The organism is Deinococcus radiodurans R1 = ATCC 13939 = DSM 20539 (assembly GCF_000008565.1).
GTDB classification, from domain to species: Bacteria; Deinococcota; Deinococci; order Deinococcales; family Deinococcaceae; genus Deinococcus; species Deinococcus radiodurans.
In genome coordinates this window covers 454,731-467,495 of the sequence record NC_001263.1, presented here as the reverse complement: position 1 = coordinate 467,495, position 12,765 = coordinate 454,731, and the positions used below count along the sequence as shown (strand labels likewise).

Genomic DNA, 12,765 nt, shown 5'->3' with positions numbered 1-12,765 from the left:
ACTCTGTGTTCAGGTCGGCCCCGCCCGCCTGGACGTGACGAGGCTCCCACATCTATGCCCAGCTCGGTTCCCAATCTCGATCAACTGCTTCAGCAGGCTGGCCTCAGCACCGAGGTGCCGCCCAGCCTCGGGGAGTGGCAAAACCTGCTGTGGCGGGTGCGCGCCGCCCTCGACCGTGGCCGCGACGCGGCGCAGGCGACCGGCTGGGCGCAGCACCTGCTCGACAAGCTGAGCCTGCCGGTGCTCGTGCTCGACCGCCAGGGCACGGTGATTCACGCCAGCGAGGCGTGCGGGGCGCTGGGCTGGAGCCACGACCTGCGGGGCCGGCCCCTCGCCGAGCTGCTGAGTTCGCCGCTCGAGGACCTGCGGCTGAGCAACCTGCTCAAGCGGGTGTGGCAGGGCGAGCGGCTGCATCAGGTGCCGCTCTCGCTGCGGCACACGGAGGGGCGACTGCAACTGGCCGAGGCCTCGCTGCTGCCCCTGCACGCGGCGAGCGGCGAGAGTACGGCGGCCTACGTGGCGATGTCGATCACCACCACCGAGCTGCACGGTCAGTCCGACGACAACGCCCGCACCGACCGGCAGTATTTCTACGAGTCGCTGCTCGCGGCGCTGCCGGCCTCGCTGGCGGTGCTGGGACCGGACCAGCGCTACCGCTTTTGCAACCCGGCGGCCATCGGCAACCCGCAGATTCGCGAGTGGATCATGGGCCACACCGACGCCGAGTACGTGGCCGAGCGCGGCTTTCCCCCGGAGCTGGCCACGGAGCGCGGGCGCCACATGGACGAGGCGGCGCGCGAGCGCAAAACCGTGCAGTTCGAGGAACGGATGCTGCGCCCGGACGGTGAGCCGGTCTACCAGCTGCGCAACTACACTCCGCTGTTCGACGAGAACGGTGAGCTGCTGCTCTACCTGGGGCACGGCGTCGACGTGACCGAACTGCGCCGCACCCAGGAGGCCCTGCGCGAACTCAACGCCCAGCTCGAGGAAAGGGTGGAGGCCCGCACCGCCGAACTCGAAGCGCTCTCGCGCCAGCTGCAGCACGACGCCCTGCACGACTCGCTGACCGGGCTGCCCAACCGGGCGCTGTTCAGTGACCGCCTGTCTCAGGCCATCGCCCGCTCCAAGCTGCCCGGCGGGCCGCAGTACGCCGTGCTGTTTCTCGATGTAGACCGCTTCAAGGGCATCAACGACACCCTGGGCCACCCCACCGGCGACGCCATGCTGGTCGAAATGGCCCGGCGCCTGCGCGCTTGCCTGCGGGCCACCGACACCGTGGCGCGGCTGGGCGGCGACGAATTCACCATCTTGCTCGAGCCGCTGCAAAGTACCGAACAGGCGGCGCAGGTGGCCGCCCGCATTCAAGACGCCCTGCGCCGGCCCATGCAGATGCCGGCGGCCGGCCCGGGCGGCCTGCCCGGCGGCTGGCATCAGGTCACCATGTCGGCCAGCCTGGGCATCGTGCACAGCCAGCCCGACTACGACTCGGCCATGGCGGTGCTGCGCGACGCCGACATCGCCATGTACCGCGCCAAGGACGGCGGACGCGCCAAGTACCGGGTGTTTACGCCCGAAATGCGCGAGCACATCCTGCACGTCAACCGCATGGAGCACGAGTTGCGCCGCGCCCTGGCCGCCGACGAACTGCGGGTGCGTTACCAGCCGGTGCTCGACCTGGACCGGGGCCGCATCGAGGGCTTCGAGGCGCTGGTGCGCTGGCAGCACCCCGAGCGCGGCCTGCTGGGGCCCGACGACTTCACCCCGATTGCCGAGGAAAGCGGTCTGCTGCCCGACATCGACCGCTGGGTGCTGGCGCGCGCCTGCCGCGAGCTGGTGCAGTGGCAGCGGCTTTACCCGCACGACCCGCCGCTCCACCTCAGCGTGAACTTTTGCAGCCAGCACCTCGCCGCGCCCGACGTGCACGAACGGGTCAAGGAGTTGCTGCAACGCACTGGCTTCGACCCTGGGCGGCTCAATCTGGAAATCACCGAGAGCAGCCTGCTTTCCCAGACCGGCGACGTGCAGCGCAACATGGAGCGGCTGCGGCAGCTCGGCGTGCGGCTGCACCTCGACGATTTCGGCACCGGGTACTCATCGCTCAGTTACTTGCAGCTCTATCCCATCGACGTGCTCAAGATCGACCGCTCGTTCGTGCAGGGGATGCTGGACAACGACAGCAACGCCGAACTCGTGCGCACCATCGTCGCCATGGCGAAGAACCTGAACCTCAAAGTCGTGGCCGAAGGCATCGAAGACCCCCGGCAGCTCGCCGCTCTGCGCGGCCTCGGCTGTGACGCGGGCCAGGGCTTCTTATTTTCCCCGGCCCTCGATGTGCACGCCGCCCGCACCCTCGTCGCCGAAGGGCAACACCACCGGCGCCCCGGCTGGCGCTACGACGACCTGCCGCCGGCCTGAGCCTGTCACTCCTGTCTAGAGGGCACTCTGACAGCCCTGGGACAACCTCTTCATTTATACATCAGCTTTGCATAACAGTTTTGGCTGCTGTTGGGAACGCTTTCCGAGGACAACGCTCCTATACAACATCCCATTTTTTCAATTCTTACTGTCCCAAACCGGGCAACTCTGACAGAGAAACCTGTCTTCCGGTCAGCAGTGATGGGGGGCCGTCATCAAAAGTGTGTCCTGGCGGGCCCTGTGGCGGACGCGGGGGCGACGGCGCCACAGACCGCGTTAAGAAACCGGAGCTGTAAAGGGCCGGAGAGGGGCCGCTGACTACCTTGGGGGCACTGAGAACGACCGGGCTGTCCGGGTTCTTCCTTCCCTCTCTCCCTCCCCCGCCTTCAAGGAGTTGTCCCTCATGACCCACAAATTCCTTCCCCTGCTGCTCGGCCCCGTCCTCCTGCTCGCCTCCTGTGGTGGCGGCCCCTCGACTCCCTCTGCGCCTTCGGCAGGCGGCAGCACCAGCGCCACCAGCAACGCGCCCCGTAGCGCGCACGACAGCGGTGACCAGAGCCGCAGCACCGAAGAGCAGAGCGTGTTCGAGCAGCTCAACGCGACCCGCGCTCAGGGCCGCAGCTGCGGCGGCAAGTACATGCCCGCCGCCCCCGCCGTGACCTGGAACGGGTACCTCGCCGCCGCTGCCGAAGGCCACGCCAACGACATGGCCGACAAGGGCTACTTCGCCCACACCTCGCCGAGCGGCGCCACCATGAAGCAGCGCGCCGAGCAAGCGGGCTACAGCGGCTGGCAGGAACTCGGCGAGAACATCGCCGCCGGCTACACCGTGCGCGACGTGATTCAGGGCTGGCTCGACAGCCCCAGCCACTGCGAAACGCTGATGGACCCCGCGCTCAAGGAAGTCGGCATGAGCTACCTCTACAAGCCCGGCAGCAAGTTCGGCACCTACTGGGTGCAGGACTTCGGCACCCGCTGATACGTTTTCAAATTGAGTCCCGGACATATCCGGACGCAATTTTGCGCGGAGCGCATGGAAAAAATACGGTTTTAAGGAGATGGACGAGCATCCGGCGCCTTTCCGGATGTTCGGGAATCGGATTAAAACCGTATGAGAGCACCCACCGCAGAGAGCAGAGAGAAGGGACAGGGAGAAACCACAGGCGCTGAAGGTCCCGCAGGAGGCCAGCGCCCACGCAGCACCATCAGGACCCGGCGACCCAGTGAGGGGGGAAGCCGGGTCCTTTCGCTGCCCTTGATACGGAGCTGAACTCTTCTTCGCAGCTTTCCAAGTCCGTTCGGAAAAAGAGTTTGATGATCTAAACTCTTTTTCAAAGTGGGATGACGTTGCGGCGTTCCCCGGGCAGTTGCCGGAAGAAAGCGAGCTCTGTGCCACACTGCCCGCTCTGAGGCCCGCTAGGGTAGGGCCCGCTCCGGGCGGCAGCCCCGGCGCCCGAGGACCGTATGACCCAGACCCAGCCTGTGACCCCGACCCCCCCCGCTTCTTTTCAGACCCAGCACGACCCGCGCACCCGTCTGGGCGCCACGCCCCTGCCCGGCGGCGCGGGCACCCGCTTTCGCCTGTGGACCTCCACCGCCCGCACGGTGGCCGTGCGCGTGAACGGCACCGAGCACGTCATGACCTCGCTCGGCGGCGGCATCTACGAACTGGAACTGCCGGTCGGCCCCGGCGCCCGCTACCTTTTCGTGCTCGACGGCGTGCCAACCCCCGACCCCTACGCCCGCTTTTTGCCCGACGGCGTGCACGGCGAAGCGGAAGTGGTGGACTTCGGCACCTTCGACTGGACAGACGCCGACTGGCACGGCATCAAACTCGCCGACTGCGTGTTCTACGAGGTGCATGTGGGCACCTTTACCCCGGAAGGCACCTACCGCGCCGCCGCCGAGAAGCTGCCGTACCTGAAAGAGCTGGGCGTGACGGCCATTCAAGTGATGCCGCTCGCCGCCTTTGACGGGCAGCGCGGCTGGGGCTACGACGGCGCCGCCTTTTACGCGCCCTACGCGCCGTATGGCCGCCCTGAGGACCTGATGGCCCTGGTAGATGCCGCGCACCGACTGGGGCTGGGCGTATTTCTGGACGTGGTGTACAACCACTTCGGGCCGTCAGGCAATTACCTGAGCAGCTACGCGCCGAGCTATTTTACCGACCGCTTTTCGAGCGCCTGGGGCATGGGGTTGGACTACGCCGAGCCGCACATGCGCCGCTACGTCACCGGCAACGCCCGCATGTGGCTGCGCGATTACCACTTCGACGGGCTGCGGCTCGACGCCACGCCGTACATGACCGACGACAGCGAGACCCACATCCTGACCGAGCTGGCGCAGGAAATTCACGAACTCGGCGGCACCCACCTGCTGCTCGCCGAGGATCACCGCAACCTGCCCGACCTGGTGACGGTCAACCACCTCGACGGCATCTGGACCGACGACTTTCACCACGAAACGCGCGTCACCCTGACCGGCGAGCAGGAAGGCTACTACGCCGGCTACCGGGGCGGCGCCGAAGCCCTCGCCTACACCATCCGCCGGGGCTGGCGCTACGAGGGGCAGTTCTGGGCGGTCAAGGGCGAGGAGCACGAGCGCGGCCACCCCTCCGACGCGCTGGAGGCCCCCAACTTCGTCTACTGCATCCAGAACCACGACCAGATCGGCAACCGGCCCCTGGGCGAGCGGCTGCACCAGTCGGACGGAGTGACGCTGCACGAGTACCGGGGCGCCGCCGCGCTGCTGCTGCCGATGACCCCGCTGCTGTTTCAGGGCCAGGAATGGGCTGCCAGCACGCCGTTTCAGTTTTTCAGCGACCACGCGGGCGAGTTGGGACAGGCCGTATCCGAAGGCCGCAAAAAGGAATTCGGGGGCTTCAGCGGCTTCAGCGGCGAGGACGTGCCCGACCCGCAGGCCGAGCAGACTTTCCTCAACTCCAAACTGAACTGGGCCGAGCGCGAGGGCGGCGAACACGCCCGCACCCTGCGCCTGTACCGCGACCTGCTGCGGCTGCGGCGCGAGGACCCGGTGCTGCACAACCGCCAGCGCGAGAACCTGACCACCGGCCACGACGGCGACGTGCTGTGGGTCCGTACCGTGACCGGCGCAGGCGAGCGGGTGCTGCTGTGGAACCTGGGCCAGGACACGCGGGCCGTCGCCGAGGTCAAGTTGCCCTTCACCGTGCCTAGGCGCCTGCTGCTGCATACCGAAGGGCGCGAGGATTTGACGCTGGGGGCGGGGGAAGCGGTGTTGGTGGGGTGAGAAAGACCCCTCACCCCGTGCTTCTCAAGGCCCTCCGCAAGCGGCTGTAGCCAGTCTTCCCTTGGTAGAGGGTCAAGATAATAAAAAAGCCCTCTCCTAAGGGGAGASGGAGGGAGCCGCGTCACGNRATACGGGTGAGGGGTTACCGCCTTGCCCTCCTCCACCCCAAAGGACCACCCATGACCACACCMCCCCCCACCGAAACCCCCCTCCACACGCCGCCCGTCACCCTGCCCACCTCCACCTACCGCTTGCAGCTGCACGCCGGGTTTCCCTTCGCCGCCGCCCGCCGGCAGCTGCCGTATCTGGCGCGGCTGGGCGTGTCCACGGTGTACCTCTCCCCCATCTGGGCGAGCACGCCGGGCAGCACGCACGGCTATGACGTGACCGACCACGCCCGCATCAACCCCGAACTCGGGGGGCTGGCGGGGCTGCGGCGCTTTTCGGCGGCGGCGAAGGAGCTGGGGCTGAGCGTCATCGTGGACTTCGTGCCCAACCACATGGGCATTCAGGGCGGGCACAACCCGTACTGGGAAGACGTGCTGCGCCACGGCCAGGGCAGCCGCTACGCACACTTTTTCGATATTTCCTGGCATCCGCTCAAACGGGCGCTGGAAGGCAAGGTGCTGCTGCCCACGCTGGGCGACCAGTATGGGCGGGTGCTGGAGCGCGGCGAACTGCAACTGACCTGGGAAGAGGAGGGCGAGGCGGGCCGCTTTTTCCTGCGCTACTGGGACCGCCGCTTGCCGATGTCGCCGCGCAGCGTGGCCCTGCTGCTGGGCTGGGTGGTGGACGCGCTCGGCAGCCGCGTGCCGGGTGAAGCGCAGGCCGAACTTGGGAGTATTACCCGCAGCATTCAGACCCTGCCGCGCAGCAGCGACCCGGACCTCTCCGATGTGGACCGCCTCAGCCGCGCGCAGGAGGTGGAAGTGGGCGCGCGCCGCCTGTTCGCCCTGCGCCACCGCGCCCCCGGCGTGCGGCAGGCCATGGACGACGTGCTGGCGAGCGTGAACGCCGACCCGCAGCGCCTCGACCAGCTTGTCAGCGAGCAGAACTACCGGCTGGCGTGGTGGCAGGTGGCCGCTGAGGAAATCAATTACCGCCGCTTTTTCGACATCAACGACCTCGCGGCCCTACGGATGGAAGACCCGCGCGTGTTCGCCTGGGCGCACACTCTGCTGTTCGAACTGCTGCGCGAGGACCTCATTCAGGGCGTGCGGCTCGACCACACCGACGGCCTGTACGACCCCGCCGGGTACTTCCGGGCGCTGCAAGCCGGGGCAGGCGAGGTATTGGGGCGGCCTGTAGATGAAAACGGTCAGGGCCAGCCCATCATGCAAACGCCGCTGTACGTGGTGGCCGAGAAGATTCTGGAACCCGGCGAGGAGCTGCCCGGCGACTGGGCAGTACACGGCACCACCGGCTACGACTTTCTGGCCGAGCTGAACGGCGTGTTCGTGGACACCGCGCACGAGGACGACCTCAGCGCCCTCTACCGCCGCTTTACCGGCGACCGCGACAGCTACCCCGAGCACCTCTACCGGGGCAAGCAGCTGATTCAGCGCGTGAGTCTGCCCGGCGAAGTCAACGTGCTCGCCGAGCATCTGGAGGGGCTGGCCGAGGCCGACCTCACCTCGCGCGACTTTACGCTCAGCGCCATTCGGGGGGCGATTCGTGAAGTCATCGCCTGTTTTCCCGTCTACCGCACCTACGTGCGCGAGAACGGCGAGCGCGAAAGCGGCGACAACGCCAAAATCGAGCAGGCGGTGCGCGAGGCCAAGGCCCACAACCGCCGCGAGGGGCAGCCGGTGCCGCCGAGCGTCTTCGATTACCTGCAACAGGTGCTCACCATCAGTGTGCCCGGCGAGGGCGAGCAGGCCGAGGCGACGCGGGCCGCCTACGCCGATTTCGCGCTCAAGTTCCAGCAGCTCACCGGCCCGGTGACGGCCAAGGGCGCGGAGGACACGGCGTTTTACCGCTACGCCCGGCTGCTCTCGCTCAACGAGGTGGGCGGCGACCCGGCGCATTTCGGCACGCCACTGCGCGACTTTCACGCGGCGGCGGCGCGGCGGGCGCAGTCCTGGCCGCACGCGATGCTCAGCGGCAGCACCCACGACACCAAACGCGGCGAGGACACCCGCGCCCGCATCAATGTCCTGAGCGAGATTCCGCAGGTCTGGGGCGACTTCTTGCGCGAGCAGTCCTCGCTGATGCTCTCGCTGCTACACGAAACCGACCTCGGGCTGGCCCCCACCACCCGCGACCTGTACGTGCTGCTGCAAAACGCACTGGGGGCGTATCCGCTGGATGGCAAACTCGACGGCTTCGTGGACCGCCTGAACGCCTACTTGCAAAAAGCGGCGCGCGAGGCCAAACTCCGCACCTCCTGGGCCTCGCCCGACGAGGAGTACGAGGCGGCGCTCGCCGACGTGGTGGGGCAGCTCTTCGCTGACCCCGAATTCAACCTGGGTCTGGAAGCCCTGCACCGCCGCATCAGCCCGTATGGAGCGCAAAACGGCCTCTCGGCGGCGCTGGTGCGGCTGACCGCCCCCGGCGTGCCCGACACCTACCAGGGCTGCGAGGGTTGGAACCAGTCGCTGGTGGACCCCGACAACCGCCGCCCGGTGGACTACGCCCGGCTGGGGCGCGTGCTGACCCGCTTAGAGCGCGGCCACGACCTCGCGCTCGCCCGCAAACTGCTCGGCAGCTACGAGGACGGCGCGGTGAAGGTTATGACAACCTGGGCTGCCCTGCAAGCGCGCAAAGAGCACGCCGACCTGTTCGGGCAGGGGAGCTACCGGCCCATTGACGCCGGCAAGTACCTCATCGCCTTCGCCCGCGAACTGAATGGGCAGAGCGCCATCACCGTCGCCCCGCGTCTGACGCTCTCGCTCACCCGCGAGCAGAGCCCCTGGGCGCTGGCTGAACGCTGGGGCAACCGCACGCTGACCCTGCCGACGGGCAGCTACACCAACGTCCTGACCGGCGAAAAACTGCGCGTCCGCACGGCGAAAGTGCCGCTGGCGAAGGTGCTGGAGGAGTTCCCGCTGGCCCTGCTGGTGCGGGGATAAAGACCGCGCCGTCGTCCACTCTCCAGGCCCCTCTCTTCTCGGGAGAGGGCTTTTTTTAGTCAGTCACCCAGAACTATTCCGCTCTCACCCGCACACTCTCCCCCGCGCTTTCTTCTCCGCGCAGCAGCGCCGCGAGCACCTCGGCCCCGCGCACCACGCCGAGCGAGGGCCGCGAAAAATGCGCGTTCGCGTCCACCCCCCACACCTGCCCCGCGCGCACCGCCCGCAGTTCGGGATGAGAGAGCACCTGCCGGGCGAACTCGGCGTTGTCGCTCAGGCCATAGCCGCAGCACATCACCACGATCACGTCGGGGTCAAGTTGCACTACGTCTTCCCAGCTCGTACGCCCGCTGTCGCGTCCGGCATGGCCCAGCACGTCCTTTCCCCCAGCCTGCGCCACCTGCTCGGGCACCCAGTGGCCGCCGTAGAAGGGCGGGTCCACCCATTCCAGCGTGAGCACGCGGGGCGGCTCCGGGACCTGAACCCCGACAGGCCGAATGGCGTTCCAGCGCCGCTCCGACTCGGCGGCCAGGGCCTCCCCGCGCTCCCGCACCCCGGCGGCCCGCGCCAGCGCCCGCAGATCGGCAAGGATGCCCGCGAAGGTTTTGCCTTCCAAGCTCAGCACCTGCTCGGCGGGCAGGCAACCAGGAAGAAACCGCACCGCCTCGGCCACCGTGCCGGGCGTCACCGCGCAGACCTCACACACGCCCTGGGTGACGACGAGATCGGGCCGGAGCCTGTCCAGCAGCGGGCCGTCCACCGTATACAGCGCCCGGCCCGCGCGCACCGCCTCGCTCACGGCGCGGTCGATCTCGGCCTGCGGCAGGTCAGAGCCGATGATGCTGCGCGTCAGCACTGGCAGGCTCGCCGCGCCGGGATGGTCACAGCAGTGGCTCACGCCGAGTAGCTGTTCGCCGAGGCCCAGCTCAAAAATCAGGTCGGTGGCGCTCGGCAGCAAACTGACGAGGCGGCCCATCAGCGGACCTCCGAACGGCTCGCCCACAGCTCCACCAACCCGCGCAACGTCAGCGTTTCGTCGTAGTAGTCGATTTCCTGGCAAATCCCCTGCACGGTGCGCGAGAAGCCGCCAGTGGCGACGGCGACCGCTTCGCCCGGCAACTCGGCGCGGATGCGGCGCAGCAGGCCGTCCACCATCTCGGCGTAGCCGAAGACCAGGCCCGATTGCAGCGCGTGGACGGTGTTTTTGCCGATGGCCGTCTCGGGCGCTTGCAGGGTGATGCGCGGCAGTTTGGCGGCGCGGGCGAACAGGGCGTCGGCGCTGACCTGCGCTCCGGTGGCGAGGATGCCGCCGAGGAAACGCCGCCCCCGCCCCACCACGTCAAAGTTGGTGGAGGTCCCGAAATCCACTACCACCGCGTAGTCCAGCCCCCCCAGGTACTTTTCGGCGCCGAAGAGGTTGCACAGGCGGTCCGCACCCACCGAGCCCGGCGTGTCGAGTTCCACCGTCACGTCGGGCAGGTTCTCGGCACTCACGGCAAAAGCGTCGATCATGAAGTGCCGCTTGAGCGCGAGCGCGTAGTTTTCGCCCACCGGGGGCGCCACGCTGCTCAGCACGGCGGCGCGGGGAATCGGCGCCCCGGCGAGGGTAAAGAGCCCGTGCAGTTGCAGCGCGAGGTCGTCGGGCAGCATCTCGCGGTTGGTCCGAATCCGCCAGGTGTGGGTCAGGGCGCCCGAGGCGTCGGCCAGACCCAGGACGGTGGTGGTGTTGCCGATGTCCACGGCGAGCAGGGGAAAAGCGGGCACGGGGAGGATTGTAGAGGGTCAGGGCCGCAGGAACGGCGCCGGGCGACGCTTTCACGGTCAGACAGCCTCACAAACGTTCGTTAGGTTCTTCGGCTATTCTGTGCAGACCGCACAATTCACCCCCGGAGGACTGCTATGGACCCCGCACTCTTGACGACTCCCCTCGTTTCACCCACCGACGCCCTGAAAAAGACCGCCCCCGTCACGCCCGAGCGGGCGCAGCAGCTCCGCGACATGCCCGCGGGCGACTACTGGCTGAGCGTCGCCAGCGAACTCACCTGGGACGTGCCGCCGACCACCGCCCTCGAAGGCACCTTCGGGGACTTCCAGTATTTCCCCGGCGCGAAGGGCAACGTCAGCGTCAACTGCCTCGACCGTCACCCCAAAAACCGCGTCGCGCTGTACTACGAGCGCGAAGATGGCCTCAAGGAAACGTGGAGCTACGGCGACCTGACCGACGCCACCGCCCGGTTCGCGGCGGCATTGCAAGACCTCGGCGTGGACAAGGGCGACCGGGTGGCGATTTATCTGTCCAACGTGCCCGAAGCGTTTATCGCCATTCATGCCTGCTACCGCATCGGGGCGATCTACTCGGTCATCTTCGCGGGCTTTTCGGCGTCGGCGGTGCGCGACCGGCTCACCGACGCGCAGCCCAAAGTCGTGGTTTGCACCGACGGCACGCTGCGGCGCGGGCGCAACATTCCGCTCAAGGCGACGCTCGACGAGGCGCTTGAAGGGTTGGAGAAGCCCACCGTCATCGTCGCCCGTCGCCTGGACCCCTTCCTGCCGCTGGGCGAGAACGAACTCGATTTCGCCGAGCTGCTGGAGAAAACGACCCGCCGCGCCGCGCCCGTTTCGCTCGACGCCAACGACCCCGGCTTCATCATCTACACCTCGGGCACCACGAGCAAACCCAAGGGGCTGGTTCACAGCGGCATCGGCTTTCTGACGGGGACGTATGCCAACGTGAAGTGGGCGCTCAACCTGCAACCCGACGACGTGTACTGGTGCACCGCCGACGTGGGCTGGCTGACCTTCCCGATTTTTGCGCTGGTGGGCGGGCTGGCGCACGGGGCGACGCACGTGATTTACGAGGGCAGCATCGACACGCCGACGCCCGAGCGGCCCTACCAGATCATCGAGAGGTACCGCGCCGACAAGGTGTTTACCGCGCCCACCGCCCTGCGGATGCTGCGGCGCTCGGGCGACGAAGCGCTGGCACGGTACGACCTGAGCCCGCTGCAACTCGTCGCGCTGGTGGGCGAGCCGCTTGACCCCGAAACCTGGCACTGGACGCACGACGTGCTCGGCGGCGGCAGGCTCTTCGTCAACAACACCTACGGTCAGACCGAAACCGGCACCGCGTGGGCGAGCAGCATGGTGGGCCTCACCGAAGGCCGCCCCGGCTCGTGCGGGCACCCGCTGCCCGGCTACCGCGCCGCCGTGGTGCACGAGGACGGCACGCCCTGCGGCCCCAACGAACTCGGCTCGCTGACGCTGACCGAGCCTTTCCCCTGCCTGGCCCGCACCGTGTGGGGCGACCATGACCGCTACGTGGAGACCTACCTGTCCGAATTTCCCGGCAAGTACGCCGCCGCCGACGCCGCCCTGCTCGACAGCGACGGGCAACTGTGGGTCACGGGCCGCCTGGACGACGTGATGAACGTGGCCGGGCACCGCCTCGGCACGATGGAGATGGAAGCCGCGCTGCTCACCCACCCCGCCGTCAGCGAAGCCGCCGTGGTGGCGATGCCCGACGACATCAAGGGCGCGGTGCCGGTGGCCTTCGTGGTGCCGCGCGCGGGCATTCGCCTCGACACCGACCTCACCTGGCTAGAAAACGAACTTGCCGACGCGGTGGTGTCCGGTGTGGGCGCCATCGCCCGTCCGGGCCGCGTCGTCGTGACCCCCACCGTCCCGCGCACCCGCAGCGGCAAAATCATGCGCCGGCTCCTGCGCGACCTGCTGCTGACCGGCGAAGTGAAGGGCGACCTGACGAGCCTGGAAAACCCCGACGCCCTCGAAACGGTGCGCGAGCGGCTGGGCGGGGCGGCAGCGGGCTGAGCGCTGAGAGCATTCGAGACAAGAATGTTTTGCATGTTTGACCCTCTCCCCTTGTGGGAGAGGGCCTTGCGTAGCAAGGGGTGAGGGGGCGTCCAGACCAGCTCTGAAGAAGCCTCATTCCGTCAAATGCTTTAGCAGCTCGTTTTAGAGCATCTGATAGAAAAAGACACCCTCACCCCTCGCT

At 67.8% G+C, this 12,765-nt stretch carries 7 protein-coding genes; 5 read left to right on the top strand and 2 right to left on the bottom strand.

The annotated features are described in order from the left end of the window. Window positions 1-54: 54 nt before the first annotated feature. The 4 genes from DR_RS02405 (at window position 55) to treY (ending at window position 8,753) form a co-directional block, all read left to right on the top strand. On the top strand, window positions 55-2,415 hold the full coding sequence (locus tag DR_RS02405) for a putative bifunctional diguanylate cyclase/phosphodiesterase (protein WP_034349490.1): 2,361 nt from the start codon (window positions 55-57) through the stop codon (window positions 2,413-2,415). Window positions 2,416-2,818: 403 nt separating this feature from the next. Beyond that, a complete protein-coding gene (locus tag DR_RS02400) occupies window positions 2,819-3,394 on the top strand; it encodes a CAP domain-containing protein (RefSeq protein ID WP_034349491.1) in 576 nt (191 codons plus the stop codon). A 485-nt stretch (window positions 3,395-3,879) separates the two neighbouring features. Continuing rightward, the gene (gene treZ, locus DR_RS02395; protein WP_010887109.1) at window positions 3,880-5,682 is read left to right on the top strand and encodes a malto-oligosyltrehalose trehalohydrolase; all 1,803 of its coding nucleotides are present in this window, start codon (window positions 3,880-3,882) and stop codon (window positions 5,680-5,682) included. A 179-nt stretch (window positions 5,683-5,861) separates the two neighbouring features. Next, window positions 5,862-8,753, top strand: coding sequence for a malto-oligosyltrehalose synthase (gene treY, locus DR_RS02390; protein WP_027479556.1), 2,892 nt, complete (start codon window positions 5,862-5,864; stop codon window positions 8,751-8,753). A 73-nt stretch (window positions 8,754-8,826) separates the two neighbouring features. Here the strand turns inward: treY and DR_RS02385 are convergent, their stop codons facing one another. Together DR_RS02385 and DR_RS02380 are read right to left on the bottom strand one after the other, a co-directional pair. Next, window positions 8,827-9,729 (bottom strand): cobalamin-binding protein, encoded by a 903-nt coding sequence (locus DR_RS02385; RefSeq protein WP_034349546.1) that lies wholly within the window; start codon window positions 9,727-9,729, stop codon window positions 8,827-8,829. Beyond that, the gene (locus tag DR_RS02380) at window positions 9,729-10,517 is read right to left on the bottom strand and encodes a type III pantothenate kinase (RefSeq protein WP_010887106.1); all 789 of its coding nucleotides are present in this window, start codon (window positions 10,515-10,517) and stop codon (window positions 9,729-9,731) included. Before DR_RS02380 ends, DR_RS02385 begins: the two co-directional genes overlap by 1 nt. A gap of 135 nt (window positions 10,518-10,652) precedes the next feature. Here DR_RS02380 and DR_RS02375 point away from each other — a divergent pair, with 135 nt between their 5' ends. After that, a complete protein-coding gene (locus DR_RS02375; protein ID WP_010887105.1) occupies window positions 10,653-12,581 on the top strand; it encodes an acetate--CoA ligase in 1,929 nt (642 codons plus the stop codon). Window positions 12,582-12,765 lie beyond the last annotated feature (184 nt).

Excerpts from the sequence above, each read along its gene's own strand:
- DR_RS02405 (WP_034349490.1), top strand. The coding sequence starts at position 55 with ATGCCCAGCTCGGTTCCCAATCTCGATCAACTGCTTCAGCAGGCTGGC.
- DR_RS02400 (WP_034349491.1), top strand. The coding sequence starts at position 2,819 with ATGACCCACAAATTCCTTCCCCTGCTGCTCGGCCCCGTCCTCCTGCTC.
- treZ (WP_010887109.1), top strand. The coding sequence starts at position 3,880 with ATGACCCAGACCCAGCCTGTGACCCCGACCCCCCCCGCTTCTTTTCAG.
- DR_RS02385 (WP_034349546.1), bottom strand. The coding sequence starts at position 9,729 with ATGGGCCGCCTCGTCAGTTTGCTGCCGAGCGCCACCGACCTGATTTTT.
- DR_RS02375 (WP_010887105.1), top strand. The coding sequence starts at position 10,653 with ATGGACCCCGCACTCTTGACGACTCCCCTCGTTTCACCCACCGACGCC.